Below are 25,477 nucleotides of genomic sequence, written 5' to 3'. Positions count from 1 at the left end.
CATGACCAGCACTTGGCTGATCACCGGCGCAACCGGAATGCTGGGGCAGGACGTCCTCGCGCGGCTGCGCCGGGACGGAGAGAAAGCCGTCGGCCTGGCCCGGGACGGTCTCGACATCACGGACGCCGACGCGGTGGACGACGCCCTCGGTGCGCGCAGGCCCCGGATCGTGGTCAACTGCGCCGCCTGGACGGCCGTGGACGACGCCGAGGAGCGCGAGGCGGACGCCCTGCGGGTCAACGGCGACGGCCCCCGGCAGCTCGCCGAGGCGTGCGCCAGGACGGGCGCCCGGCTGATCCAGGTCTCGACGGACTACGTGTTCTCGGGCGACGGCACCGGCCCGTATCCCGAGGACGCACCGACGGCACCGCGCAGCGCGTACGGACGTACCAAGCTGGCGGGGGAACAGGCGGTCCTGGCGGCGCTCCCGGACGCGGGGTACGTCGTGCGTACGGCCTGGCTGTACGGGGCGGGGGGACGGAATTTCGTCGACACGATGATCAAGCTGGAGTCGGTCAGGGACACCGTCGACGTGGTCGATGACCAGCGGGGACAGCCCACCTGGACGGTGGACCTCGCGGACCGGCTGGTACGGCTCGGGGGCGCCGCCCTCGCCGGTACCGCGCCCGCCGGGGTCTACCACGGCACCAGCGGTGGGGAGACGACCTGGTGCGGTCTGGCCCGGGAGATCTTCCGGCTGCTCGGCGCGGACCCCGGACGGGTCCGGCCCACCAGCAGCACGGCCTTCGCCCGGCCCGCTCCCCGCCCCGCGTACAGCGTCCTGGGGGACGACCGCTGGCGCGGGACGGGGATCGCGCCGATCCGCCCCTGGCGCGAGGCGCTCCAGGCGGCTTTTCCGGCTCTGCTCGACGAGAAGAAGGGTTCAGCCCGGTGAACTTCAGGATCCAGCCGACCGCCCAGGTCGACGAGACGGCCACGATCGGTGACGGGACGACGGTCTGGGACCTGGCCCAGATACGGGAGGACGCCCGGCTGGGCGGCGGGTGCATCGTGGGCCGGGGAGCGTATGTCGGCCCGGGGGTGCGGATCGGCGACAACGTGAAGCTCCAGAACTACGCGTTGGTCTACGAGCCCGCGGAACTCGGTGACGGGGTGTTCGTCGGCCCGGCGGCGGTGCTCACCAACGACTACTTCCCCCGTTCGGTGGATCCGCAGGGCCGGCTCAAGCGCGGTGGCGACTGGGAGGCCGTGGCGGTGGTGGTGGGCGAGGGGGCGTCCCTGGGGGCCCGTTCGGTGTGCGTGGCGCCGGTGCGCGTCGGCCGTTGGGCGCTGGTCGCGGCGGGTGCCGTGGTGACCCGGGACGTGCCGGACTTCGCGCTCGTGGCGGGCGTTCCGGCGCGCCGGATCGGCTGGGTCGGCCGGGCCGGCGTCCGACTGGTGGAGCGGGACGGCGAGTCGGGCGGATGGGAGTGCCCGCAGACGGGAGCGCTGTACGACGAGAAGGACGGCGAACTCGTCGAGCGCGGATGACGCCAACTCGAACCCGTCCGACTTTCTGATTCTCCCAAAACACCGGTCATCGAACACGTGCAGGCATAACATGTGTGCGAAGTGTGCAGACCGGGCGCAGTATGCGCACAACCAGTGCCCAGGGGGGTTACCGGGTGAGGACACCTGTGTCCGAGGCGAGGAGCGACGACCGCTCCGTTGCCTGACGTCTGACGTTCCGGCGTCTGCCTACCGCCGCGTGGCCATCCGCGACGCGGCGCTCACAAGCCTGCGCAAAAAGAGGACCCACAGGGGGGTTGGTGTGTCCAGAAGATGACCATCACACGTCTGGCGGCGCTCGGTCGCGAGGAACCGCCGCTGCTCGCGCTCGCCCGGCGGCTGCTCGCAGTCGCCGAGTCGGGGCTTCCGTCGATGCTGCTTCCCGGCGGTGAGGCCTTCGCCTTCACCATGGCCGGGCGGAAGGCAGCCGATGGTTCCTGGACCCTGGAACGGCGCGGGACCAGCACCCGGTACGCGGCCATCACCGTGCTGGGGGCCCGGTTCCTCCCCGAGGACCGCCAGCGCGCGGTGCTCGGCGGGCGTACCGCCCAGGAGTTCACGGATCTGCTGGTCGAGTCGCTGCCCGCGGTGAACAACCTCGGTGACGCGGCGCTCATCTCCTGGGCGGCCGCCGAGACCGGGCACCCCAAACTGTCCGACGCCGTCGCCCGGGTCGAAGCCCTGGACGAGGAGGGCCGGCCGCAGTACACCGTCGAGGCCGCCTGGGTGCTGTCCGCGCTCGCGGCGGCCCGTGCCACGGTCGATGTGGACAGGCCCCTCTCCGCGGCCCGTGACCGCCTGCTGCGCGCCCGCATCGGCGACAGCCCACTGTTCCCGCACGCCACCGGGCCCGGCCTGGTGCCCTGGTACCGGGCACACGTGAGCTGCTTCGCCGACCAGACCTACCCGCTCCAGGCCCTGGCCCGCGCCCACGCGAGCGGCGACGGGGACGGCGATCCGGAGGCGCTGGCCGCGGCCGAGGCGTGCGCGGCGCGCATCTGCGAGCTGCAGGGCGACGGCGGGCAGTGGTGGTGGCACTACGACGCGCGCACCGGCGATGTGGTGGAGGGCTACCCGGTCTACAGCGTCCACCAGCACGCGATGGCGCCGACCGCGCTGTTCGACCTCGCCGACGCCGGCGGCACCGACTTCGGCGCGCCGGTCCGCAAGGGCCTGCGCTGGATGACGGACGTTCCCGAACTGGCCGAACGCCCGGAGCACCGGGAGCCGTTGATCCTCGACGAGCTCGGCGCGACCTGGCGCAAGGTCTATCGGGGCGACCCGAAGAAGGCCGTACGCGCCGCCCGGGGACTCGGCACCAGGGTCGCTCCGAACCTGCGGCTGCGGTCCCTGGACCGGATGTACCGGCCGCTTTCCGTGGACCGCGAATGCCGGCCGTACGAATTCGGCTGGATGCTCCACGCCTGGCAGGGGGGCCGGATATGAACGGGCGTCAGTCTCTCTTCGGCGTCGAGCTGGACCCGCTGACCATGGACGAGACGGTGCAGCGCTGCCTCGAAGCGGTCCGGGACGGCAGACAGCTCGAGATCGGGGTGGTCAACGCCGCGAAGCTGGTGAACATGCGGCGGGATCCCCGGCTGGCCCGGGCCGTGGCCGGCTGCGACCTCGTCCTCGCCGACGGACAGGCGGTGGTCTGGGCCGGCCGGGTGCTGCGCGCCCCGCTGCCGGAACGGGTGGCCGGCATCGACCTCTTCCTGCGGCTGCTGGCGGAGGCGGAAACGGCCGGCATGTCGGTGTACTTCCTCGGCGCCAAGCAGGACGTGCTGGAGGAGATGCTGCGGCGGGTGGCCGACCGGTTCCCCCGGCTGCAGGTGGCCGGCAGCCGGAACGGCTACTTCGACGATTCCCAGCAGGAAGCGATAGCCGGGGAGATCGCCCGCAGCGGCGCCCGGATGCTGTTCCTCGGCATGACCTCGCCCAAGAAGGAGATCTTCACCGCCGCCCACGGCGCACGCACCGGCGCTCGTGTCGTCCACGGGGTCGGCGGCTCCTTCGACATCCTGGCCGGGGTCACCAAGCGGGCCCCCGGGTCCTGGCAGCGGTGGGGGCTCGAGTGGCTCTACCGGGCGCTGCAGGAGCCTCGCCGCCTGGGCCGGCGCTATCTCACCACCAATGCCGCCTTCGTCCTCATGACGGCGCGAGAGTTCATCCGGCTCTCTCCGTCGCCCGCTCCCGCGAACAGGAGTCACTGATGCGCGTCGTCGTGGTCGGACAGGGTTACGTCGGCCTGCCGCTGGCCATCCGGGCCGCCGAGGTCGGACACGAGGTGATCGGATACGACGTCGACTCCCGGCGGGTCAAGAGCCTTGCCGCCGGTGAGTCCTTCGTCGAGGACGTCTCCTCCGAGCGAATCCGCGCGGCACTGGACCGAGGCACCTACCGCCCGAGCGAATCGGCCCGCGACTGCGGCGGTTTCGACGTCGCCGTGGTGACCGTCCCGACCCCGCTGCACGAGGGCACTCCCGACCTGCGCTACATCAAGGAGTCCGCGGTCACCCTCGCCCGCTATCTGCGCCCCGGAGCCACCGTCGTCCTGGAGTCGACCACCTACCCCGGCACCACGCAGGAGCTGTTCGCCCCGATCCTGGAGGACGGCTCGGGCCTCACCGCCGGCAGCGACTTCCACCTCGGCTACAGCCCCGAGCGGATCGACCCGGGAAACACGGTCTGGGGTTTCAAGGAGACCCCGAAGGTCGTCTCGGGCGTCGACGCGGCGTCACTCAAGGCCGTTCAGGACTTCTACGCCGGTCTCGTCGACACCACCGTGCCGGTGCGCTCCCCCAAGGAGGCCGAACTCGCCAAGCTGCTGGAGAACACCTTCCGCCATGTGAACATCGCACTGGTCAACGAGATCGCGATGTTCGCCCATCACCTGGACATCGACGTCTGGCAGGCCATCGACGCCGCGTCCACCAAGCCCTTCGGCTTCATGAGGTTCACCCCCGGACCGGGCGTCGGCGGCCACTGCCTTCCGATCGACCCCTCGTACCTTTCCTGGCGGGTGCAGCGCGAACTCGGCCAGAGCTTCCGCTTCGTGGAGCTGGCCAACGACATCAACAACCACATGCCCGAGTACGTGGCGCGCCGCATCGGCGACTTGTTCAACGAAAGACGCCGTTCCGTGAACGGCTCGAAGATCCTGCTGCTCGGCCTGGCGTACAAGAAGAACACCGGCGACGCCCGCGAGTCGCCCGCCCTGCGCATCTCCCAGCTGCTGCTCGACATGGGCGCCCAGGTCAAGGCGGCGGACCCGCATGTCGTCGAGGGCCTGCCGGTGGACACACGACTGGTGCGGGTCGAACTGACCCCGCAGGAGCTGGCCGCCGCGGACGTGGTGGTGCTGCTCGCCGACCACGACAGCTTCGACTACGAACTCGTCGCCGAGCACGCCCCCTTCGTCCTCGACTGCCGTCGACGGCTGCCCTCCGGACCCACGATCGAGGTGCTCTGAGCCATGCCGCGCATCGTCTGCGTCGCCGGGGCGCGACCCAACTACATGAAGATCAAGCCGGTGATGGACGCCCTGGAGAGCCGGGGCGCCGAGGTGGTCCTCGTCCACACCGGTCAGCACTACGACCCGGCCATGAACGACGTGTTCTTCGCCGACCTCGGCATCCGCCCGCCCGACCGCTTCCTCGGCGTCGGCTCCGGCAGCCACGCCGAGCAGACCGGACGCGTGATGACCGCGTTCGAGCCGCTCCTCGCCGAGGTGTCCCCGGACATCGTCGTCGTGGTGGGCGACATCAACTCCACGCTGGCCTGTGCCCTGGTCACCGCCAAGACGGGACCGCTGCTGGCCCATGTCGAGGCCGGCCTGCGCAGCCGGGACTGGAGTATGCCGGAGGAGGTCAACCGGGTCGCCACCGACCGCGTCAGCGACTATCTGCTGGCCCCCTCCCCCGACGCCGTCGACAACCTGCGCGCGGAGGGGTACCGGGAGGACCAGATCCACCTCGTCGGCAACGTCATGATCGACACGCTGCTGGCCAACCTGGAACGGGCCCGGGCCTCGGACGTCCTCGGCCGATACGGCCTGGCCAGGGGCGAGTACGGCCTGGTCACCCTGCACCGCCCCGCCAACGTGGACGACCCCGAGGTCCTCGCCGCGCTCCTGAAGGCCCTGGGTGAGATCGCCGGCCGCTGCCCGCTGCTGCTGCCCGTGCATCCGCGCGCGTCGCAGCGGCTGGCCGACATCGGCGTTCCCGGAGGCATCCGGCTCGTACCGCCCGCCGGATACCTGGACTTCATCGCCCTGCAGGACTCCGCCCGGCTCGTGCTGACCGACTCCGGCGGCGTTCAGGAGGAGACCACCGCGCTGGGTGTGCCGTGCGTGACGCTGCGGGACAACACCGAACGGCCCGTCACCGTGGAGCAGGGCACCAATGTGCTGGCCGGCCGGGATCCGGCACGCATCGTGACCACGGTGAACCGGGTGCTGGACGATCCGCCCGCGCCGCGCCGGCCCGACCTGTGGGACGGTCACGCGAGCGACCGGATCGCCGATGTGCTGCTGGAGGGGGGCAGCGCGAGCACCCGCCCGAGGCCGACTGCCCAAACGTTCCTCATATGATCCGCTTGCAACATATGCTCGTCGAACGTCGGGTCGCTAGGGGGGACCACCATGGATCTCGCTGAGATCTTCCGGGTCATGCGCAGGCGCTGGTACGTCCTGCTGCCCGGATTGCTGCTGACCGCAGGCCTGATCGTCGGTGTGGCCCTGATGGTTCCCGTCACCTACCAGTCGCAGAGCACGGTGGTTCTCCTGAACTCCCAGAAGGCCACGGTCGCCTACGACGGCAACCCCTTCCTCAGCACCGAGACCTCGCTCACCGGCATGGCCGACAGCCTGGCCCGCAACCTCAACTCCGACGGCTCGGTCCGGGAGCTGAAGTCCCGTGGCGCAACGGGCACGTTCGGGGCCAAGCTCGCCGACAACGCCCAGGGGCCGCTGATGTGGCTCACCGTCACCGGCACCGACAGGGCCGCCGTCCTCGCCTCGGACCGCATCCTGACCACCTATGCCCAGCAGCGGCTGGACCAGTTCCAGGAACAGCAGTCGGTCGCCCCCAAGGCCATGATCCGCATGACGACCATCGTGCCTCCGCAGAACCCGGTGGCGCAGACCAAGACGCGCCTGGAGTACATGGTCATGGCCGGGTGCCTGGGCCTGGTGCTGAGCCTGGTCGGCGTCTTCTACGTGGAGGCGCGCCGCCGGTCACGGGCCGCTGTGCGCCCGGAGGAACCCGAGCAGCCGGCGGCCGGGGAGCCGCTCGCCGAGCAGACCATCGCCCTCCGGACGACGCCCAGTTGGTCGCGGTCCGCCGAGAACAGGACCGCCGCGGAGCCGAGGGCCGGGCGGCCCGTCGTGGCCGTGACGCCCGCCGCCGAGCCGCTCGACGAGGAGTCGACTCATGGACAGCGTTCGCACACCGGACAGCGAGACCGCTGAGCCGAGCGTCACCCCCGCTCCTGACTCCCTCGGCCGGAAGGTCCGTTCGGCGGCCCGCTGGAGCCTGATCAACACCGTGGTCATGCGCCTCGGCAACTTCGCCACCGGCATCCTGCTGGCGCGCTTCGCCCTCGGACCGGCCCAGTGGGGTGTCTACGGCATCGCCCAGACCGTGCTCCTGGTCCTGCTCTCCGCGAACGAACTGGGCGTCAGCCTGGCCATCGTCCGCTGGGACGGCGACCCCCGCCGGTTCGCGCCGACGGTGCTGACCCTGGCCACCGCGACCAGCGGCCTGCTGTACGCGGCCCTCTTCGTCTCGGCGCCGGCGGTGGCCGGGCTGCTCGACACGCCCGACGCCTCGGGCGTACTGCGGGTGATGTGCCTGTGCCTGGTGATCGACGGGGTGGCCCAGGTCCCCGCCGGCTTCCTGACCCGGGAGTTCGCCCAGGGCCGGCGGATGCTCGTCGACGCGCTCAACTTCCTTCTCAGCACCGCCGTGACGCTGACGCTGGCCTTCGCCGGCTGGGGCGCGATGAGCTTCGCCTGGGGCGCGGTCGCGGGCAACATCGCCGCCCTCGTCGGCTGCGCCCTGGCCGCCCCCGGCACCCTGCGGTTCGGCTGGGATCCCCAACAGGCCCGGGCACTGCTGAAGTTCGGCCTTCCGCTGGCCGGCGCGAGCCTCCTCGCGCTCGCCGTCGTCAACGTGGACACCATGGTCGTCGGCTCCACCCTCGGCGGAGTCTCGCTCGGCTTCTACGTCCTGGCGTTCAACATGTCCGGCTGGCCGGTACGTGTGATCTCCGAGGCCGCCCGCCGCGTCTCCTTCGCCGGCTTCTCCCGTCTCGCCGACTCCCCGCAGGCTCTCGCCCAGGGCTTCAGCCGCGCCCTGGGGGTGCTCGTCACCGGCACTGTGCCCCTGTGCGTGCTGCTCGGCGGCCTCGCCGCCCCGGTCGTCCACCTGGTGTACGGGGGCAGGTGGCTGCCCGCCGCCGACGCGCTGCCCTGGCTGATGGCCCTGGGCCTGGTCCGGATCGGCTGCGAACTCGCCTACGACTGCCTCGTCGCCACCGGGCAGCGCCGCTCCCTGATCCTCACCCAGGCCCTCTGGGTCCTCGCCCTCGTCCCGGTACTGATCGTCGGCGCACGCCTGGGCGGCATCGTCGGCGTCTCCCAGGGCCATGTGCTGGTCGCCGCCGGACTCGTCGTACCCGCCTTCCTCCATGCCCTCGGCCGGGCCGGGATCGGCCTCGCCCACATCGCCAGGGCCTGCGCCTGGCCCTTCTTCGGGGGAGCCGTGATGACCCTGGTCATCGTCGCCGCGAAGCATCTCTTCGGCGACGGCACCCCCGCCCTGTTGGTCATCGGCCCCGCCGCCCTGGCCTGCTACGCGGTGTGCGTGCTGCCCGGCCGCCGCTTCCTGCTCGGCTCCCGGACACCGGAGACCGCATGACGAGGCTCCGCCGCCTGCTCGCCGGCCTGGCCCTCCTGCTGTCCGCCGCCTGTACGTCGGGCTCCTCGGGCACCGACTCCGTACCGCCCGCCCGGGGCCACTCCACCGGCACGTCTCACGCCACCACCGCGGCACCGGACGAGGCCCGTTTCCCCGACGCCCGCACCACCGGTCCCCGCATCCCGCTCACACCGCACCCCACGGGGAACATGAGCGTCAGGACCGACGGAACCGTCATCAAGGGCTGGGACATCACCGGCTCCCTCGACATCTACGCCGACGACGTGACCATCATCGACAGCAAGATCACCTCCACGAACTGGTGGGGGGTCAACCTGCGCCCCGGCCACCGGGGCCTGAGGATCCTGCACACCACCGTCACCGCGGTCCCCGGAAAAGGGCCCGACAACGGCGGAGTGGACTACGCCGTCTCCAACATGGGCACCAGCTCCGTCGAGGTCGGCTGGTGCGACATCTCCGTCTTCGGCAACGCCCTGTCCATGGGCCAGGGCTACCTCCACGACAACTACGTCCACAACCTCGTCCCCTTCCGCAACAACGGCGGCGAGTGGCAGCACACCGATGCGGTGATCAGCGGCGGCGGTGCCAAGGGCCGGCTGATCGTCCGTCACAACACCCTGCTCAACCCCGTCGCCGTCGACCGGGGAGCCTCCGCGGCCCTTGGCCTGTTCGCCGACACCGGCCACGTCTCCGACACCGTCGTCGACGGCAATCTGCTGGCCGGCGGCGCGTACGCCCTCTACGCGGGCGGCCCGGGCGCCACCGGGATCAGGGTCACGAACAACGTCTTCTCCACCCGGTACCACCGCAACAGCGGTGTCTACGGTGCCGTCACCGCCTGGAACGCCGGCGGTTCCGGCAACGTCTGGCGCAACAACCGCTTCTCCGACGGCACCCCGATCATCCCGAAGCCGGCCGGCTGAGAAGGAGGATCATGCGACGCATCACCCGCGCCCCCTGGGAGCTCCTCAAGCGCGCCTTCGGCTGGCTGGTGCTCTTCGAGCTGCGCAACAAGCTCGTGCTCCTCCCCTCCGCGCTGCGGCTGCGCCGCTTCGAGACCGCGGAGACCCGCCGTCTCACGGCTGCCGCAGCCTCCCTCCCCACCGCCCTCGTCGCGACGGTCATCGCCACTCACCGGCGCCCCGACCAGCTGCGGGCGGCCGTCCGGTCGGCCCTGGCCCAGACCGTGCGCGATCAGATCGTGGTCGTCGTCGACGACGGCGCCGGCCTACCCGAACTTCCCGACGACCCACGGCTGTTCGCGGTCTCGCTGGCGCGCAACACGGGCGTGGCCGGCGTCGTACGCAATGTCGGCATCCGCCTCACCCGCTCGCGGTACGTGGCCTTCCTGGACGACGACAACCTGTGGGAACCCGACCATCTGCAACGGGCGCTGGCGGTCCTGGAGTCCCCCGGCGGGCCGGACGGCGTCTACACGGCGCTGCGCCGCGTCCTGCCGGACGGGACCGAGCGGGACGTCCTGTCCGTGCCGTTCGACCGCCGGCGGGCCGCCCGGGAGTCGTTTCTGGACACCAACGCCTTCGTCGCACGGCGCAACCGGGCCTTGCACTTCAGCCGTCTGCGGCGTACGCCGGACGTGCTCCCGCGTGAGGACTGGGAGCTCGTCCACCGGTACAGCCGCAGCCACCGGGTCCGCCATGTGCCGCACCCCACCGTGCGCTACCTCGTGAACCCCGGCAGTTTCTACACGACGTGGTCCGGCTGAGCGTGCGCCAACGGGGTGTCACGGTCCCGGAGTGACCCGCAGCGCGCCCGGCCTGAGCAGTGCGGTCGCCGCGGCCCGGCTGGCCTTCCGGCCGAGCAGAGCCCGCGAGGTCTCGCGCAGGAACACGGCACCTCTGAAGCACGCCGTTGCCACGGCGCCGTGCCGCCGCCCGTAGAGCCGCACGCGGTTGAGCGTGAGCAGGGTCCACAGCCGGGGCGAGACCTGCGAGTCGCCGCCCAGATGGACGGCCTCGGCGGCCGGCTCCAGCTGTGTGGCGTATCCCAGGTCCCGCGCACGCAGGCAGTACTCGGTCTCCTCCGAATAGAGGAAGAAGGACTCGTCCCACGGACCGCAGGCGGCCAGGCAGTCGGCCGAGACGGCCATGAGCGCACCGGTCGCCCAGTCCGCGCGGGTGGGCCGCCGATACGCGGCGGGGTCCGTGACGAGTTCGCCGAGCCGCGGAAAACGCCCGGCTCGGCGGTTGCCGATGACGGCCTCACCGAGGGCCCTGAGCACGCTCGACTCACGGCGCAGCGAGTAGTGGTGGGTGGCCCGGCCGTCTTCGTACAGAAGGGGTACGGCGATGCCCACTCCGTCGCCGAGGCTGTCGACGAGCCGTTTGGCGCAGCCCTGCCGCATACGGATGTCGGGGTTGCAGATGAGAACGGGCCCGTGCTCACCGGCGGCACCCAGCGCCGCGTTGATGCCGGCGGCGTACCCGGCGTTCCGGCCGGTTCGGACGAGGGTGGCGTCGGGGGCCAGGGTCTGGAGAACCTCGACGGTGTCGTCGGCCGAGTCGTTGTCGGCGACGACCAGCCGCCAGTCGAGGCCGGCCATGCCCTCGGGAAGCGCGGCGAGGAACCCGGGGAGCACCGAGGCGCTGTTCCAGGTGACGACGATGACGGCGACGGGGCTCATCGGGACTCCACGAGTTGGGGGAGCTGGACGGGTGAGGTCTCGCCGGGGCCCTGGACGGCGGTTTCGGCCTCACGCCGGACGAAGCCCAGGTAGCTGCCTCCCGCCCCCAGGATGAGGAAGAACATGCCGGCGAACATGGGGAAGCTGAGCGAGTCGAACGTGGCGCTGATGACCAGGGCGACCAGCGAGGAGGCGACGAACGCCTGGCCCAGCTCGCGATCGGACTCGGTGCCGGCCAGGCGCCGGACCGCGCCGCCGTGATGGATTCCGGTGATGAACAGGGCGAGCAGAGCGAGGAGCCCGAGCACGCCCATCTCGGCCAGCGCCAGCATGTACTGGTTGTCCGTGAAGAAGTACAGGTCCGGAGTGAAGGTGCCGAAGCCCCGTCCGAACAGGGGGTGTTCCTTCAGGTAGGGCACGATCGCGCTGTACTTGACCGTACGGGCCTGTGTGCTGCTGTCGGAGTTGGACAGGAACGAGGCGAACAGGCCCGTGATCGTGCCGATCAGCCCCGGAACCAGGACCTTGAAGACGGCGACGGAGGCCGTCATCACCCCGATCGCGGTCCAGCGTCGGGCCGGCTTCCAGCGCGGCACCATCACCAGGGCCACCAGCAGCAGGCCGATGATCGAGGTCCGTGACACCGACAGGGGCAGCGCTCCGGCCATCAGCACCACCGGAGCCCAGCGGCGCAGCGCGTGGAGGTGGCGTCGTACCGGATCCAGTGCCTGCTGGATCGCGAAGGGCAGGAGGATCGCCAGCATGCCGGCGAACTCCAGCGGCTGGGCCGTGGTGGCCCGGGGCCGGGTGAAGGCGCCGCGGTCCATGACGCTCACCTGGGCCACGCTGGTCTGGAGGCCGGGGATGTGGATGGAGTCGGCGATGTTGGTGGCCGCGAAGAAGTCGTAGAACCCGATCGCGGCGACGACGGATGCCATCACCACGGCCCGGCGCATCAGCACGTCCAGCCGGCCGCGCTCCTGCACGGCCGCCGAGGTCAGAACGACGAGCGACACCCACACCAGGAACCCGATGAGCCCGCGATCGGCGCCCAGGACCTCCTCGTGCGAGCTCTCGCGCATCGCGTCCGCGACGTACGCCGCCAGGACGGCCAGCCCCAGCACACACATCGCGACCCGGGGGGTCCTGGTGCCCGGCGCGGGAAGGATGCGGCCGCCGAGCCAGGTCGCGAGGTACCACAACAGCCCGAGCAGGGCGAAGACGTTGGCCGGGGTGCCGACGCCGCCGAGCGCGGGCAGGGCCAGGTTCGACGGGATGAAGAAGGCCAGCACCAGGTAGACGGTGAGGACCGCCGTGGCGTCGACCCGTCGGCCGAGCAGGCCTGCTCCTGTCCGCCGGCGCGTGCGGGCGTCCTGCGGCCGCGGGGCCGGGCTGTTCCCGGCGGGCCGCCGGCGTCGGACCACCGCGACGCCCTCCAGGAGGATCGACAGCAGGAACGCGCTGACGACGCCCAGGATGACGACCGCCGCGATGTCCTGGTAGCGGCTCTTGGACTTCGACACCGGGGTCTGCGGCAGGACGACCGGCGCCGCCTGTACGAAGTAGGTGGGCGGTACCTTGGCGGCGGCCTGCAGGGCCTTCAGCTGTTCGCCGGCGAAGGCCGTCAGGGTGTTGGTCTCCGCGAGCACCTTCGCCCGGTCGGTTCCGGTGACGCTGAGCGACAGGAGCGGGCTCTCGCTCTGCGGCGCGAAACCGGCCGTGTAGGGATCCGTGACGCCGCGGCTGTGCAACTCCTTGGCGGCGTCGGCCGATTCAAGGGTTCTGATCAGCACGTCGGCCGTGACGATGAGCGAACCGCCCGCGTTGGAGATGGGGTTGCCGAACGTGGGGGCCAGCCGGGCGACGGCCGAGGAGTCCAGCAGCGCGACCGAGCTCTGGGACTGATAGGAGACGGGCACGGTCACGTACAGATACGCGCCGCCGAGCAGACTGAGCAGGGTGACGGGCACCATGAAGTACCAACGTCTGCGCAGAATGGCCCATATCTCACCAAGGCTCACGAACCAACCCCCCATTCGGTGGCATCCAGCCGCGCGTCCTGCCAGTATCGGGGGTGACGGAAGGAACTCCTATGTCGCCCGGGAACGTCGCCGATGCGCTGCTCCGCCGCTGGTACGTCGTGGTGGTCGCGCTGTTGCTGACGGCCGCCGGGGCCTACCACGTGGTGCGCCCCGCCCCCCAGTACGTCGGCTCCGCGGTGGTCGTCCTCAAGCCGCCGGTGACGCAGAACCAGCCGAACCAGCTCACCAATCTGCAGCCGCCGCTCGCCGTGGTCTCCTACGCGGTCGTCCAGCAACTGCAATCCCCGGCCGGTGCACGGGAGTTGACTGCGGCGGGCGTGCACGGGACCTATCAGCTCGTCCCCCGCAACAGCGGCACCAGCGCGACACCGCGCTATCTGATCCCTTCCCTGCAGGTGCAGTCGCAGGCGTCCGACCCCGACGCCGCCGTCACGGCGGTGCGCCGCATCATCGACGTCTACACCGAGCACGTCGACGCGATGCAGACGGCTCAGAAAGTCCCCGCCGGGTCGCGGATCACCGCCTCCGTGCTGACCTCCCCGAGCGCCTCCGAGGTTCTGGGCGACAAGAGCCGAGGCCTGGCCGGCACGGCCCTGCTGGGCCTCGCCGGCGGCGTCCTCGGCGCGTTGTGGCTCGACCGGTATGCGCTGAGGCGCCGACAGGCCGTACCTGGCCGGCACGCCGGTCCCGTTCAGGTGGCCAACTGAGCCGTACCGGTCACTCATCAGATTCCGCGGCGCTTCCACGACTCCCACCACAGCCATTCCCGGCCGCGTTCGGCCACGGCCGACCACACCAGCGGCTGCAGATACGGCATGGCCTTGGGCCCGATCCGCCGTCTGAGCCGCAGCGCCCGGTACTCGGGCAGCGCCGCGTATCCCGGCAGGCACTCCTCGGCGAACGCCACGCAGTCGTCGACCGGGACGATCCCCGTCCGCCCCCGGTCGTAGGCGCGGTAGGCCCGCCGCAGTGCGTGGCGGGCGAGCCGGGTGTGGACCTCGTCGGCCAGGCGGTCGGCGTGGGGCAGCCGGTCGGCGCATTTGGCGAGCACCGAGTCGAAGGCCACGAGACGCTGGCGCAGGTCGTCGAGCTGACCGCCGAAGTCCGTGGTCGACATGTTCTTGCCGTGGACGCGGTAGAAGGCCTGGTCGGCGCCGCGTATGTAGCCGACGTCGGCGTGTGCGGCGAGCCGCATCCACATCTCGATGTCGCCGGCGTGGGGAAGCTTCGGGTCGTAGCCGCCGACCGTGCGCTGGAGGCTGGTGCGGACGACGACTTCCGGTGAGGTGATGCAGCCGGTGCCCTCGCGGAAGCGCCGCTCCAGCCACCACTGCCCGGGGTAGACGACCGATCCGGTGCCCTGTGTGCGGGCCTTCGGCACCGGGCCGCCGTGCTGGAAGCGCAGGGGGCGCCCGTAGGCGAACCCCGCCTCGGGGTGGGCGTCCAGGAGGGCGGCGGCCCGGACCAGCGCGCCGGGGACCAGCCGGTCGTCGGCGGAGAGGAGGGCCACGTAGTCGCCGTCGGCCCATTCCAGGAGGCCCTCGTTGTAGGTGGCGATGTGGCCCTTGTTGGTCTCGTGGACGTGGACCTCGATACGGGGGTCGGCGGCGGCCAGTTTGTGCGCGATCACCGCCGAGTCGTCGGGCGAGGCGTCGTCGATGATGAGCACCCGGACGTCGACGCCGTTCTGCTCGTCCAGGACACTGCTGACGCAGTCGGCGAGGAAGTGGCCGTACTTGTAGCAGGGGATGACAACGCTGACGGTGCTCATCGGTGGGCAAGCCAATCCCCGGTGGTGGCCTCCGAGCAGGGCGGAGACCACCACCGGTGCGTTCGGGTCGGTCAGTTCTTCTGCTTGCGGACGGTCTTGCTGGTCAGCGTCCAGCTGCGGGACGTCACCGGGTGGCGGTGCTTGTCCTGGGCCGTGACCGTGATCGTGAACCGGGTGCCGTCGGGCAGCGGGGCGGACAGGTGGACGGACACCTTGTGGGTGGTCCGGTCGTAGGAGACGACGGCCGTGACGTGGAGCTTCCTGGCGGCCTTGGAACCGCGCAGGATGGTCACGGTCGCCTTGACGGACGACACCGCGGCCTTGCCCGGCACGGCCATGACGAGGGCGCTCGCCGCGTCGGCGGTGTGCGTCACCGAGGACGCGGTCACCTCCGAGGCGTTGGCCGTCGACAGGGACGCGCTCGGGTTGTCGGCGGTGAAGACGGGGCCAACCCAGTAGTTCGCGGATCCGTAGGAGCCGTCGGGGAAGGCCGAGCCGGTGCCGTACTTGTAGAGCCCGTTGTGGTGTGCGGTGGTGTCGGCCGTGGCCGTCAGCGGATAGGACTGGTGAGCCGCCGCGAAGTAGCCGCCGTCCACCGCGTAGTTGCCGTTCGGCGCGTGGTAGGAGACGACGTACGCGGTACCGGCGGTGATCGCCACCGGAGTGGCGAAGGTCAGCGTCTGCCAGCCGGAGGCCGTCTCGCCCGTGAAGGTGCCACTGGCGAGCAGCGTGCCGTCGTCGGACCACAGGCTGCCGGTGTGGGTGCCCGTGTTGCCCGTGCCCTTGTAGTAGGTGACGCCGGTGACCCAGCCGTCCGCCGAGGAGGTGAACCGGGTGCCCAGCTCGACGGAGTTGGGGTCGCCGGTCATGTCGGTGGTGGCCGGTACCGTCCCGGAGTTCCACAGCGTGCAGGGGCAGGTCACCGCGGGCGGGGTGGAACTGGTGGTGAAGGACCACGTGACCGGGTCCGCCATGGCGTTGCCCCACAGGTCGGAAGCCTGTACGGAGGCGGTGTACGTGGTGTTCAGCGCCAGCTCCGTCGACGGGGTGAAGGTCGCCTTGTTCGACACGGGGAGCGTCGTGGCCCCCGGCACGGTGCTGCCGTCCGGACCCTTCACGGTGAACGTCAGGCTGCCGGCGTCGACGGCCGAGCTGAAGGTGGCCGACACCGGTGCGGTGATCGACACGCCGGTCGCCCCGGACGTCGGGGAGGTCGAGCTGACGGTGGGCGGGGTCGTACTGGCCGTCGAGGTGTCCAGCACCACGTCGACCCAGTAGTTGCTGCCGGAGGACTGCGAGGACGGGAAGGCGCTGGTCGCGCCGTAGTGGTAGACGCCGTTGCCGCCGTCGGTGCCGGACTTCAGTGCCGTGAGCGGGGCCAGGCCGGCATCGCCGGCGGCGAAGTAGCCGCCGTCGTAGGAGTATCCGCCGTTGGGGGCGAAGTACGAGGCGACGTAGGTGGTGTTGGCCTTGACGGGCACCGGGGTGGCGAAGTTCAGCTGCTGCCAGCCGGAGGCCGTCTCGCCCGTGAAGGTGCCGGTGGCCAGGCGGGTGCCGGAGGCGCTCCACAGGCTGCCGGTGTGGGTCCCGGTATTGGCGGGTGACTTGTAGAAGCGGACGCCGGTGATCGAACCGGTCGCCGTGGTACGGAACTTGACGCCGAGCTCCACCGAGCTGCCGTCGCCCGCGTTGACGGTGCCGGGCACGGCCGAGGCCGGCCAGACGGTACAGGGGCAGGCCTGGGGGCCGACGGTCAGCGGGACGGTGGTGACGGCGCCGATGTCGACGCTGTCGTCGACCGCGCGGACCTTGATCGTTGCCGGGCCCGGGGTCGTCGGGGTCCAGGTGTAGCTCCAGGACGTCAGGCCGCTCGCGGCCTTCCAGGTCGTTCCGCCGTCCGTGGACACCTCCACGCGGGCCACCACGCCGCCGCCGGAGTCACTGGCGGTGCCCTTGACGGTGACAGGCTTCAGCGCCGGGACGGTCACCCCGGAGGCCGGGCTCGTCACGGTGACGGCCGGCCCTGTGGTGTCGGTGGAGGCGGAGGCGGCGACGAGGTTGCTCTGCCGGGTCGCCGGCTGGATGCCCATGTCGGCGAGGATGTTCACCGTCGCCTGTTGCATACGGGAGTCCTCGGTGACCACGGTGTCGGCGGGGTTGCTCGTCGGCACGTTGGTCAGGCCCCACGACCACTGCACGGTCCCGGACCCGAACACCAGGGCCCCGGAGTCCTGGTCGCGGAACTCGACGAGGTTGTGCGTCGCCGTGCCGTTGCCGTAGACGTTGCCCCAGTCCATGCGGAGCTTGGCGTCGTTGATGTCGACCGTGGTGGACGACACGTCGATCGCCCCGGCGGGCCTGGTGCTGTTGTCGATGTCGCTGTCCCACTCGTAGCCGAGGGTGCCCGTTGGGAACGTGGCCGTCTGACTGGAGGTGAGGCCCGCGATGGAGGTGTTGCGCCAGATCCGGTTCTTGCCGTAGGAGCCGGGGACGGTGATGGCGTCGCTGCGGTAGCCGTTCACCTGGAACATCGAGCCGGTGAGGATGTTCGGCGGCTGGTAGTTCTGGCCGTACTGGGTGCTGGCCGGATCCATCCAGGTGCCGGTCCAGATGCCGCTGGGGTCGGCGACGCCGTTGTTCTGCGCCATCTTGGTCATCTTGTAGCAGACCAGCGTGCGGTCCGCCGTGTTCGTACCGTCGATGCTCGGGGCCAGCCGCGTCTTCCAGAAGACCTCGTTGCCGCTGAAGAACGCCTCCCGGACGCCGGCCTTCCGGGCCGCCAGGACGTTGGAGTACTGGCTCTGCGTCCAGTACTCGTCATGGCCGGAGGACATGTACACCTTGTGCTTCTTCAGCAGGGTGGCACCGCTGGTCGAGGACACGTCCACGCCGGACAGATAGCTGACGTCGTAGCCGTTGCGCTCCAGCCAGGACAGCATCATGTACTCGGAACCGTAGATGCCGTTGTCGCCGCCGATGTCCAGCGGCCGGTTGTAACTGACCTCGTAGGCGCGGCCGTCCGGCGCGGGCCCCGCCCCTCCGTACAGGTCCTGTCCGCCGTAGTCGTTGTAGGCCTGCCAGGTCTGGTCGCTGGTCTGCACGACCATGTCGGAGGTGCTCGAGTCGTTGCGGACGACGAACGGGTACGGCATCAGGCCGTCATCGTTGTTCTGCGACAGGTTGGCGATGTACAGGCCGGACACCGCGTCACTGGGCACGGTCCACGTCGCGGTCACGGGCCAGCTGCCGCAGTCGACCAGCCCCGTGCTGCTCTTGGTGGTGCAACTGGCCGGCTTGGTGGAGTAGTTGGCCGGATAGGTGACCGCCGCCTGGGTCGCGGTGGACATCTCGCGCGCGCCGTCGCCGCCGTACCAGCCCAGCCGGTAGATCTCGATGTGGTACGGGACCGGCGACTGGACCTTGAACTGGACGGTGTCGCCGGCCTGGACGCTCTCCTTGGTGGTGAAGCCCCTGATGTCGCCGTAGGCGTTGGGCGCGAACCAGTCGGACATCGGGCTGCCCGGCTTGGAGTTCTCGCAGACGATGGGGTTCGAGCCCGCTCCGCACGGGTCGGAGGCCGCCTGGGCGGTCGCGACCTGCGGGAGCACCGCCCATACGAGTGCTGCTACGACGGCGAGGCGGGCGCCCCGGATCCGTCTGCTCCATCTGTTCATGTGTACCTCTCAGCGGTGCTGTGCAGGACCGGCCCGTGAGCCGCCGGGGTGGAGCGTCGAAACAGGGGCCGATCAGCGTGCGAGCGCGTCGGTGAGGGCGTCCACGACGCGCTGCTGCTGGTCGGGGGTGATCTGCGGGTAGAGCGGAAGCGACAGGATCCGGTCCGCCGCCTTCTCGGCGTGGGGGAAGTCGCCCCGCGCGTGGCCGAGATGGCGGTAGGCCGGTGTGAGGTGGACCGGGGCCGGATAGTGCACTCCCGCGCCGATGCCCTCGGCGTTGAGCTTGCCCACGACGTCGTCGCGGTCCGCCCCGGCGACCTGGACGACGTAGAGGTGCCAGACGTGGACGTTGCCGGCTGCCGTCGTGGGAAGCACGACGCGGCCGGCGGCCGCGAGGTCGGCGAGCAGCGCGTGGTAGCGGGCCGCGGCCGTGTGCCGGGCCGCGTTGCCGTCCGCCAGCCGCGCCAGCTTCGCCCGCAGGACGACGGCCTGGAGTCCGTCCAGCCGGCTGTTGAACCCCGGCACGTCGTGGCGGTACTTGGCGACACCGCCGTGGTTGGCGATCGCGCGCACCTGGCCGGCCAGTTCCTCGTCGTCGGTCAGCACCGCGCCCGCGTCGCCGTACGCGCCGAGGTTCTTGCCCGGGTAGAAGCTGGTGGCCGCGATCCCGCCGCTGCCCGGCGTCCGGCCGTCGCGGGTGGCGCCCTGGCACTGCGCGGCGTCCTCGACGACCCGCACGCGCTCGGGCAGGTGCGCGGCCAGCTCCGTCACGTCGGCCAGCTGCCCGTAGAGGTGGACGGGTACGACCGCGCGGGTGGCCGGGCCGACCGCGTCCAGGGCGGCCCGGGGGTCGAGCAGGTGGGTGCCGGGGAGGCAGTCGGCGAGGACCGGGCGCGCGCCGGTCCTGGCCACGGCGCCCGCGGTCGCGATGAAGGTGTTGGCGGGCACCACGACCTCGTCGCCGGGGCCGATCCCGCTTGCGCGCAGGGCGAGTTCGACGGCGTCGGTGCCGTTGGCCACGCCGACGCAGTGTCCGACACCGGCGAAGTCCGCGTACTCGCGCTCGAACAGGCGGACCTCCTCGCCTCCGATGAACGCGGTGTTCGCCAGAATCCGTTCGAATCCGGCCCGTACGTCGTCGGCGACCTCGTCGTGGGCCGCCTTGAGGTCCACCAGCGGTATCCGGTTCATCTGACGGGTCCCCCCATGGTTCGCGTGGCAAGTTCGTCGAGCGCCGGGGCGTCCGCCCGGCGCAGTCGCCGGGCCGGGTTGCCCGCCCAGACCTCGCCCGGCGGAACGTCGCCGAGCACCGTGCTTCCCATTCCGATCAGCGACCAGGCGCCGACCGTCGTGCCCTCCCGGACCAGAGCCCCGGAACCCACGTAGCTGCCCCTGGCCAGCCGCGCTCCCCCGCCCAGGCGGACTCCGGAGGCGAGCGTGACGTGGTCCTCGACCACGTCGTCGTGGGTGAGGACGACGTGTGGCATCACCGCGACGTGCGCGCCGACCCGTACGGAGGCGGTCAGGACGCAATGTGCGAGCAGCACCGAGCCGGGGCCGATCCGCGAGGTCGCCGACACCGCCGCCGTCGGGTGGAGCACCGTGGCGTAGCGGTCCGCGGGCAGGTCGAGCCTGCGCACCAGGCGGGCGCGGGCGGCGTAGTCCCGGGGGTTGCCCACGCAGATCACCACCCGGGCCTCGGGCAGGTCGTGGACCAGCTCGCAGCCGCCGAGGACGGGTACGCCGTCGACCTCGGTGCCGTGCAGGGCGGGGTTGTCGTCGAGGTGCCCGAGCAGCGTGAACTCGCCCGCGTCCCGCACGGCCTGTGCGGTCTCCCGGGCGAATCCGCCGGCGCCGATGACCAGCAGCCCGGTCATGGCGCGGCCTGTTCGTGCAGCACTGCCACGACCCGGTCCTGCTGGGCCTCGGTCATGGTGTGGAACAGCGGCAGGATCAGCGAGTCGCGGCTGATCCGCTCGGTGACCGGCAGGGGTGCGCGGGGGTGGTCCGCGTAGGCGGGTTCGAGGTGCGCGGCCATGATCCCGCGCCGGGCGGACACGCCGGCCTCGCCGAGCGCGGCGAGCAGCTCGTCCCGGCCGGCGGGGAAGTCCTCGGCCGGCAGCACCCAGTACGACTGGAAGTTGCTCTGCCCGTGCGCGGGGTCGCGTACGGGGGTGAGGCCGGGAAGGTCGCGCAGCAACGTGTCGTAGCGGGCGGCCAGTTCGCGGCGACGGGCGATCATCGTGTCGAGCTTGTCGAGCTGGACCAGGCCGACGGCTGCCTGGATGTCGGTCATCCGGTAGTTGAAGCCGACTTCGAGGTAGCTCTCCAGGACGGGCTTGTCGCTCGCGTGCCGGTCCGCCGCAGAGGCGTTCATCCCGTGCTCGCGCAGCCGGCGCAGGCGTGCCGCCCACGCGGCGTCGTCGGTGGTGATCATGCCGCCCTCGCCCGTGGTGACGAGCTTGCGCGGGTGGAAGGACCAGGCGGCGAGCAGCGCGCCGTGACCGACGGGCTTGCCGTCGGCCGTCGAGCCGATGGCGCAGGCCGCGTCCTCGACCAGGGGCAGCTCCCAGTCGGCGCAGGCGGCACGCAGGGTGTGCACGTCGGCCGGTACGCCGCCCTGGTGGACGGCGAGGACCGCCCTGGTCCGGGGGGTGCGGACCGCGTCCACGGTGGCCGCGGTGAGGTTGGCGGTGGCGAGGTCGACATCGGCGAACACCGGCTCGGCGCCGACGTACCGTACGGCGTTGGCGGTGGCGATGAACGACAGCGAGGGCACCACGACCTCGTCGCCGGGCCCCAGCCCGAGTGCGACCAGTGACAGGTGCAGGGCGGTGGTGCAGGAGCTGACGGCGACGGCGTGCTCGGCGCCCACCCGATCGGCGAAGGCCCGCTCGAAGGCGGCGACCCTCGGGCCCTGGGCGACCCAGCCGGACAGCACGGCCTCGGAGGCGGCCCGGGCCTCCTCCTCGCCGAGCCAGGGAATCATCACCGGGATGCGGTCGGTGCTCACTGGTCGGCCTCCCGCTCGGCGCGCCACCACTCGACCAGGTCGCGCAGCCCGGTGCGCAGGTCGATCCGTGCCTCGAAGCCGAGCCGCCCGGCGGCCTGTGTGGTGTCGGCGAGCCGTCGTGTCACGCCGTTCACCGCGCGGGCCGGCCCGTGCACCGGCTCCAGGCCCTGTGCCCCCATCGCCTCCAGAAGGCCCTCGGCGAGCTGCTTCAGGGAGGTCTCGGTGCCGCTGGCGATGTTGAACACCTCGTCGGTCAGATCCGACTCGGCGGCCAGGACGTTGGCCCTGGCGATGTCGCGGACGTCGACGAAGTCCATGGTCTGCGTGCCGTCGCCGAGGATCAGCGGCGGCTCGCCCGCCTCGATGCGCTCCATCCAGCGGATGAGGACCTCGGTGTAGAGGCCGTGGATGTCCATCCGTGGGCCGTAGACGTTGAAGTAGCGCAGCGCCACGTAGTCCAGGCCGTACATGGCGTGGAAGCTGCGCAGCATTCCCTCGTTGAAGGCCTTCGCGGCGCCGTAGAAGGTGTCGTTGTTGTACGGGTGGTGGCGCTCGGTCGTCGGAAAGGTCTCGGCCATGCCGTAGACGGACGCCGAGGACGAGGCGACCACCTTGGACACGCCGGCCTCGGCCGCGGCCTCCAGGACGTTGAAGGTGCCGTCGACCAGGACCTCGTTGGCGAGCCGGGGCTCCTCCGCGCACTGCGTGATGCGGATCGCGGCGAGGTGGAACACCAGGTCGGCGCCCTCGGTGACCTTGCGCACGGTGGCGGCGTCCCGGACATCGCCCTCGACCACCTCCACGGCGCCGCTGGGCAGGGCCTGGGCGAGGTTGGCGCGCCGCCCGCGCACGAAGTTGTCGAGTACGACGATCTCGCGGGCGCCGCCCTCGGCCAGCAGGTCGACGAGGTTGGAGCCGATGGTGCCCGCTCCCCCGGTGACCAGGATCTTCTTGCCTCGTACGCTGCTCAACTTCCCTGCCTTCTCAGTGAATTGAACTCGCCGAACCGCATGCGCTCAACGCCCGGCGCGCAAACCGACGACCGCGCCCCGGAACTCGAGACTCCGGGACGCCGCCTCGAGAATGTCCAGCACCCGCAGTCCCGCGCGGCCGTCGGTCAGCGGCGTCCGGCGCTGCCTGATCGCGTCGGCGAACTCGTCGACCATGCTGCGCAGCGCTTCCTTCTCGCCGATGGCGGGCGCGACCATGTCTCCGGAGCGGTACGAGACGAGCATGTCCCGGCGCTCGTCCGCGCCGATCTCCTGCGGGGAGGCCAGGTCCACGCCCCGGTCGTAAACGGCCACCCTTTGCAGGGGGTTGAGGTCGTCCCAGATCAGGGTGCGTTTGGAGCCGCCGACCATCGTGGTGCGCACCTTGGTCGGGGACAGCCAGTTGACGTGCACGTGGGCGATGGCCCCGGTGTTGAGGGTGAGCGTCAGATAGGCCACGCAGGCCTGTCCGGCGCCGATCGGGTCGGCCCCGTGGGCGGCGACGGCGACCGGCTCGACGCCCGCGGGGAGGATGAAGTCCAGGATCGACAGGTCGTGCGGGGCGAGGTCCCACAGGACGTCGATGTCCTTCTGGACGAGCCCGAGGTTGATCCGGACCGAGTCCAGGAAGTGGATCTCGCCGAGTTCGCCGGAGCGGACCAGCTCGCGGATGCGGCCCGCGGCGGGCGTGTAGCAGTAGGTGTGGTCGCACATCAGGGTGAGACCGCGTTCCTCCGCCTCGGTCACCAGGCGCATACCGTCGGCGTAGGTCGCCGCCAGCGGTTTCTCCACGAGGACGTGCTTGCCGGCGCGCAGAGCGGCCAGGGCGATGTCGAGGTGGGTGCCGGCGGGCGTGGCCACGGCGACGGCGGCCACGTCGGGGTCCGCGAGAACGGCCGCGTAGTCCGCGGTGGCCTGCACCGTCGAGTAGCCGCCCAGAACCCGCTGGGCCCGGTCCACGTCGAGGTCGCACAGCCAGCGCAGCCGGAACCGCTCGCTGGCCTGGAAGTTGCGGACGAGGTTGGGTCCCCAGTAGCCGGCCCCGACGACCGCGACCCCCAACGGCTGCGTGGTCTGCGTCACTTGGTTCCTCTCCTCTTGGTCCTTCCGCGGGCGGTCGGTCTGCAGGCGGTCCATCAGTAGGCCCCCGTTCCCCGCACCACCGCGGACCCGGTGCGCACCAGGATCGACAGGTCGAGGCCCAGCGACCAGTTGTCCACGTATCCGAGATCGAGCCGGACCGCTTCCTCCCAGGGCAGGTCCGAGCGGCCGCTGACCTGCCACAGCCCGGTGAGGCCGGGCTTGACGAGCAGCCGGCGCTTGATGTCCGGCGGGTACTCCTCCACCTCTTCGGGCAGGGGAGGCCGGGGGCCGACCAGAGACATGTGGCCCCTGACGACATTGAGCAGTTGCGGGAGTTCGTCGAGGGAGCTGCGGCGCAGCAACGAGCCGACCCGGGTGATCCGCGGGTCTTGCTTCACCTTGAACAGCAGGCCGTCGCTGTTCTGGTTCAGGTGCTCCAGTTCCGCCCTGAGGGCCTCCGAGTCCGGCCGCATGGTGCGGAACTTCAGCATGGTGAAGTGGTCGCCGTACCGGCCCACCCGCTGCTGCCGGAACAGCGCCGGCCCGGAGCTGTCGAGCCGGACGACCAGGGCGATCAGGAGCATGGGCAGCGCGAGGAACAGCAGCAGCGTCGCGGCGAGCGTCCGGTCCAGCAGTTCCTTGGGCAGCCGGGAGATCCGGGAGAGGTTCGGTGCCTGGATCCGCAGCAGCGGGACCCCGTTGGTGGGCCGTACCGCCAGCCGGGGCGCGGAGACGTCGGTCAGCACGGGGGCCAGCAGGAAGTCGACGCCCTGCGCGGCCGCCGTCCAGGACATCCGGCGCAGCACGGCGGCGTCCAGCTCGGGCGCCGGAAGCGTCACCACGGTGGTGACGCCCAGGGCCCGGACGACGTCGTTCATGTCGCCGACGCCGCCGAGGACGGGGAGCCCGAGTCTGCGGATCTCCGCGGCGTTCCGCGGATCGGTCAGGCAAACGCCGGCGACCTGCAGTTCCTGTACGCCGCCGCGCCGCAGCACGGCGACCAGCTCCGCGACGCCGGCCGACGGTCCCACCAGCAGTGTCGGGCTCCGCTCCCGGCCCCGCGACCACCGCCGGTGCAGTCGCCGGCGCAGCGTGTAACGGACCGGAAGGGCGATCGCGACGGCAGGCACCGCAGCCATGATCATGTCATGAAGTAGGTTCGAATCGTGCGTGAACAGCCAGTACGCGAGGGCGGCCAGCGCCGGCAGAGCGACGGCGCCGCGCAGCACCCGCAGGTACTCCTCCGTCCCCAGGCCAAGGGCGCGGCGGTCATAGGAGTGGTGGGCCAGCATCGTCAGGACCCACGCCGGGGGCAGCACCAGGGCCACGGCCCAGCGGCCGTAGGCCCCGTGGATCACCAGGGCCGCGGCGGCCGCTGCGAGGCCGTCCGCGACCAGTAGAGTTAACCGGTACTTCCGTTCCCAACGTCTTCGGCGAACTTCCGGACGTCTGTGTTCCACATCCAGTTGCTCATGCGTGACCTCAATGGTCATGCGCCCCCCACCACATGCGCGGCTCCCCCTGACCACACGCAACTGGACACAGGGTCGCACGTGCGCAGCCAGGGCTGAATCAGCGCCGCATGTGTCTCCTCAGCACAGCGACACTGGAAAACGAGAGAGCCTTCAGCGGTTCCCCAACCGCCTCATGCCCCCAGCATGTTGGTTACTGCCTGTGCCGATCCGGGTCACGACGCCGTGCATTGACGTGCCGTCAAGAGAAAGTCCCCCTCCCAAACCGGTCCGGCGATCCTCAATCTAGACCACAGGACGCAGTCACGGGAACAGTTGGACGAAACACGCAGCGCAAGG

General features: G+C 71.1%; 21 protein-coding genes. 11 read left to right on the top strand and 10 right to left on the bottom strand.

The genetic code is table 11. From position 1 onward, the window contains the following. Position 1: 1 nt before the first annotated feature. From rfbD to SRB17_RS23660, 10 genes are all read left to right on the top strand, one after another. Entirely contained in the window at positions 2–895 is an 894-nt protein-coding gene (gene rfbD, locus SRB17_RS23705) for a dTDP-4-dehydrorhamnose reductase (RefSeq protein WP_153541967.1), read from the top strand. Beyond that, entirely contained in the window at positions 892–1,491 is a 600-nt protein-coding gene (locus tag SRB17_RS23700) for an acyltransferase (RefSeq protein ID WP_323376150.1), read from the top strand. The genes rfbD and SRB17_RS23700 overlap by 4 nt, the downstream gene beginning before the upstream one ends. A 291-nt stretch (positions 1,492–1,782) precedes the next feature. Then, the gene (locus tag SRB17_RS23695) at positions 1,783–2,955 is read left to right on the top strand and encodes a hypothetical protein (RefSeq protein ID WP_153541965.1); all 1,173 of its coding nucleotides are present in this window, start codon (positions 1,783–1,785) and stop codon (positions 2,953–2,955) included. Further along, positions 2,952–3,722: a WecB/TagA/CpsF family glycosyltransferase gene (locus SRB17_RS23690; protein ID WP_153541963.1), complete on the top strand. Its 771-nt coding sequence runs from the start codon at positions 2,952–2,954 to the stop codon at positions 3,720–3,722. The genes SRB17_RS23695 and SRB17_RS23690 overlap by 4 nt, the downstream gene beginning before the upstream one ends. Further along, complete coding sequence (locus SRB17_RS23685) at positions 3,722–4,981, top strand: nucleotide sugar dehydrogenase (protein ID WP_153541961.1); 1,260 nt, start codon at positions 3,722–3,724, stop codon at positions 4,979–4,981. The genes SRB17_RS23690 and SRB17_RS23685 overlap by 1 nt, the downstream gene beginning before the upstream one ends. A gap of 3 nt (positions 4,982–4,984) precedes the next feature. Then, positions 4,985–6,100 carry a non-hydrolyzing UDP-N-acetylglucosamine 2-epimerase gene (gene wecB / locus SRB17_RS23680; protein ID WP_153541959.1) on the top strand — a complete coding sequence of 372 codons (1,116 nt, stop codon included), beginning with the start codon at positions 4,985–4,987 and terminating at the stop codon, positions 6,098–6,100. A gap of 51 nt (positions 6,101–6,151) precedes the next feature. Continuing rightward, positions 6,152–6,979 (top strand): chain length determinant protein, encoded by an 828-nt coding sequence (locus tag SRB17_RS23675; protein ID WP_153541957.1) that lies wholly within the window; start codon positions 6,152–6,154, stop codon positions 6,977–6,979. Continuing rightward, a complete protein-coding gene (locus tag SRB17_RS23670) occupies positions 6,942–8,429 on the top strand; it encodes an oligosaccharide flippase family protein (protein WP_153541955.1) in 1,488 nt (495 codons plus the stop codon). Before SRB17_RS23675 ends, SRB17_RS23670 begins: the two co-directional genes overlap by 38 nt. Continuing rightward, positions 8,426–9,373, top strand: a complete 948-nt coding sequence (locus SRB17_RS23665) for a hypothetical protein (protein WP_153541953.1) — start codon at positions 8,426–8,428, stop codon at positions 9,371–9,373. Before SRB17_RS23670 ends, SRB17_RS23665 begins: the two co-directional genes overlap by 4 nt. A gap of 11 nt (positions 9,374–9,384) precedes the next feature. Next, positions 9,385–10,176: a glycosyltransferase family 2 protein gene (locus tag SRB17_RS23660; protein WP_153541951.1), complete on the top strand. Its 792-nt coding sequence runs from the start codon at positions 9,385–9,387 to the stop codon at positions 10,174–10,176. An 18-nt stretch (positions 10,177–10,194) separates the two neighbouring features. On the opposite strand, the gene SRB17_RS23655 is transcribed toward SRB17_RS23660, so the two are convergent. Beyond that, the gene (locus tag SRB17_RS23655) at positions 10,195–11,094 is read right to left on the bottom strand and encodes a glycosyltransferase family 2 protein (protein WP_153541949.1); all 900 of its coding nucleotides are present in this window, start codon (positions 11,092–11,094) and stop codon (positions 10,195–10,197) included. Beyond that, the gene (locus tag SRB17_RS23650; RefSeq protein ID WP_228396206.1) at positions 11,091–13,067 is read right to left on the bottom strand and encodes an O-antigen ligase family protein; all 1,977 of its coding nucleotides are present in this window, start codon (positions 13,065–13,067) and stop codon (positions 11,091–11,093) included. Before SRB17_RS23650 ends, SRB17_RS23655 begins: the two co-directional genes overlap by 4 nt. A gap of 119 nt (positions 13,068–13,186) precedes the next feature. Between SRB17_RS23650 and SRB17_RS23645 the strand changes: the two genes are divergently transcribed. Then, a complete protein-coding gene (locus SRB17_RS23645; protein ID WP_153541945.1) occupies positions 13,187–13,843 on the top strand; it encodes a hypothetical protein in 657 nt (218 codons plus the stop codon). 17 nt (positions 13,844–13,860) lie between these two features. Here SRB17_RS23645 and SRB17_RS23640 read toward each other — a convergent pair whose 3' ends face one another. The 8 genes from SRB17_RS23640 to SRB17_RS23605 all read right to left on the bottom strand — a co-directional run bounded on the left by SRB17_RS23640 (position 13,861) and on the right by SRB17_RS23605 (position 25,024). Further along, the gene (locus SRB17_RS23640) at positions 13,861–14,907 is read right to left on the bottom strand and encodes a glycosyltransferase family 2 protein (RefSeq protein ID WP_153541943.1); all 1,047 of its coding nucleotides are present in this window, start codon (positions 14,905–14,907) and stop codon (positions 13,861–13,863) included. Positions 14,908–14,978: 71 nt separating this feature from the next. Then, positions 14,979–18,581 carry a DUF4082 domain-containing protein gene (locus SRB17_RS23635; protein ID WP_153541941.1) on the bottom strand — a complete coding sequence of 1,201 codons (3,603 nt, stop codon included), beginning with the start codon at positions 18,579–18,581 and terminating at the stop codon, positions 14,979–14,981. Between the two features lie 72 nt (positions 18,582–18,653). Then, positions 18,654–19,772 carry a DegT/DnrJ/EryC1/StrS family aminotransferase gene (locus tag SRB17_RS23630; RefSeq protein WP_153541939.1) on the bottom strand — a complete coding sequence of 373 codons (1,119 nt, stop codon included), beginning with the start codon at positions 19,770–19,772 and terminating at the stop codon, positions 18,654–18,656. Then, complete coding sequence (locus SRB17_RS23625) at positions 19,769–20,458, bottom strand: acetyltransferase (RefSeq protein WP_153541937.1); 690 nt, start codon at positions 20,456–20,458, stop codon at positions 19,769–19,771. Before SRB17_RS23625 ends, SRB17_RS23630 begins: the two co-directional genes overlap by 4 nt. After that, on the bottom strand, positions 20,455–21,594 hold the full coding sequence (locus SRB17_RS23620; RefSeq protein ID WP_323376149.1) for a DegT/DnrJ/EryC1/StrS family aminotransferase: 1,140 nt from the start codon (positions 21,592–21,594) through the stop codon (positions 20,455–20,457). The genes SRB17_RS23625 and SRB17_RS23620 overlap by 4 nt, the downstream gene beginning before the upstream one ends. Further along, a complete protein-coding gene (locus SRB17_RS23615) occupies positions 21,591–22,565 on the bottom strand; it encodes an SDR family NAD(P)-dependent oxidoreductase (protein ID WP_153541935.1) in 975 nt (324 codons plus the stop codon). The genes SRB17_RS23620 and SRB17_RS23615 overlap by 4 nt, the downstream gene beginning before the upstream one ends. A 45-nt stretch (positions 22,566–22,610) precedes the next feature. Next, complete coding sequence (locus SRB17_RS23610; protein ID WP_323376148.1) at positions 22,611–23,666, bottom strand: Gfo/Idh/MocA family oxidoreductase; 1,056 nt, start codon at positions 23,664–23,666, stop codon at positions 22,611–22,613. Positions 23,667–23,719: 53 nt separating this feature from the next. Continuing rightward, the gene (locus SRB17_RS23605) at positions 23,720–25,024 is read right to left on the bottom strand and encodes a sugar transferase (RefSeq protein ID WP_323376147.1); all 1,305 of its coding nucleotides are present in this window, start codon (positions 25,022–25,024) and stop codon (positions 23,720–23,722) included. Positions 25,025–25,477 lie beyond the last annotated feature (453 nt).

Source organism: Streptomyces sp. RB17 (assembly GCF_009604455.1).
GTDB lineage: Bacteria > Actinomycetota > Actinomycetes > Streptomycetales > Streptomycetaceae > Streptomyces.
This window is presented reverse-complemented; position numbering and strand designations above follow the sequence as displayed.

Excerpts from the sequence above, each read along its gene's own strand:
- rfbD (WP_153541967.1), top strand. The coding sequence starts at position 2 with ATGACCAGCACTTGGCTGATCACCGGCGCAACCGGAATGCTGGGGCAG.
- SRB17_RS23695 (WP_153541965.1), top strand. The coding sequence starts at position 1,783 with ATGACCATCACACGTCTGGCGGCGCTCGGTCGCGAGGAACCGCCGCTG.
- SRB17_RS23690 (WP_153541963.1), top strand. The coding sequence starts at position 2,952 with ATGAACGGGCGTCAGTCTCTCTTCGGCGTCGAGCTGGACCCGCTGACC.
- SRB17_RS23685 (WP_153541961.1), top strand. The coding sequence starts at position 3,722 with ATGCGCGTCGTCGTGGTCGGACAGGGTTACGTCGGCCTGCCGCTGGCC.
- wecB (WP_153541959.1), top strand. The coding sequence starts at position 4,985 with ATGCCGCGCATCGTCTGCGTCGCCGGGGCGCGACCCAACTACATGAAG.
- SRB17_RS23675 (WP_153541957.1), top strand. The coding sequence starts at position 6,152 with ATGGATCTCGCTGAGATCTTCCGGGTCATGCGCAGGCGCTGGTACGTC.
- SRB17_RS23670 (WP_153541955.1), top strand. The coding sequence starts at position 6,942 with ATGGACAGCGTTCGCACACCGGACAGCGAGACCGCTGAGCCGAGCGTC.
- SRB17_RS23665 (WP_153541953.1), top strand. The coding sequence starts at position 8,426 with ATGACGAGGCTCCGCCGCCTGCTCGCCGGCCTGGCCCTCCTGCTGTCC.
- SRB17_RS23660 (WP_153541951.1), top strand. The coding sequence starts at position 9,385 with ATGCGACGCATCACCCGCGCCCCCTGGGAGCTCCTCAAGCGCGCCTTC.
- SRB17_RS23655 (WP_153541949.1), bottom strand. The coding sequence starts at position 11,094 with ATGAGCCCCGTCGCCGTCATCGTCGTCACCTGGAACAGCGCCTCGGTG.
- SRB17_RS23650 (WP_228396206.1), bottom strand. The coding sequence starts at position 13,067 with ATGGTGCCCGTCACCCTGCTCAGTCTGCTCGGCGGCGCGTATCTGTAC.
- SRB17_RS23645 (WP_153541945.1), top strand. The coding sequence starts at position 13,187 with ATGTCGCCCGGGAACGTCGCCGATGCGCTGCTCCGCCGCTGGTACGTC.
- SRB17_RS23640 (WP_153541943.1), bottom strand. The coding sequence starts at position 14,907 with ATGAGCACCGTCAGCGTTGTCATCCCCTGCTACAAGTACGGCCACTTC.
- SRB17_RS23635 (WP_153541941.1), bottom strand. The coding sequence starts at position 18,581 with ATGAACAGATGGAGCAGACGGATCCGGGGCGCCCGCCTCGCCGTCGTA.
- SRB17_RS23630 (WP_153541939.1), bottom strand. The coding sequence starts at position 19,772 with ATGAACCGGATACCGCTGGTGGACCTCAAGGCGGCCCACGACGAGGTC.
- SRB17_RS23625 (WP_153541937.1), bottom strand. The coding sequence starts at position 20,458 with ATGACCGGGCTGCTGGTCATCGGCGCCGGCGGATTCGCCCGGGAGACC.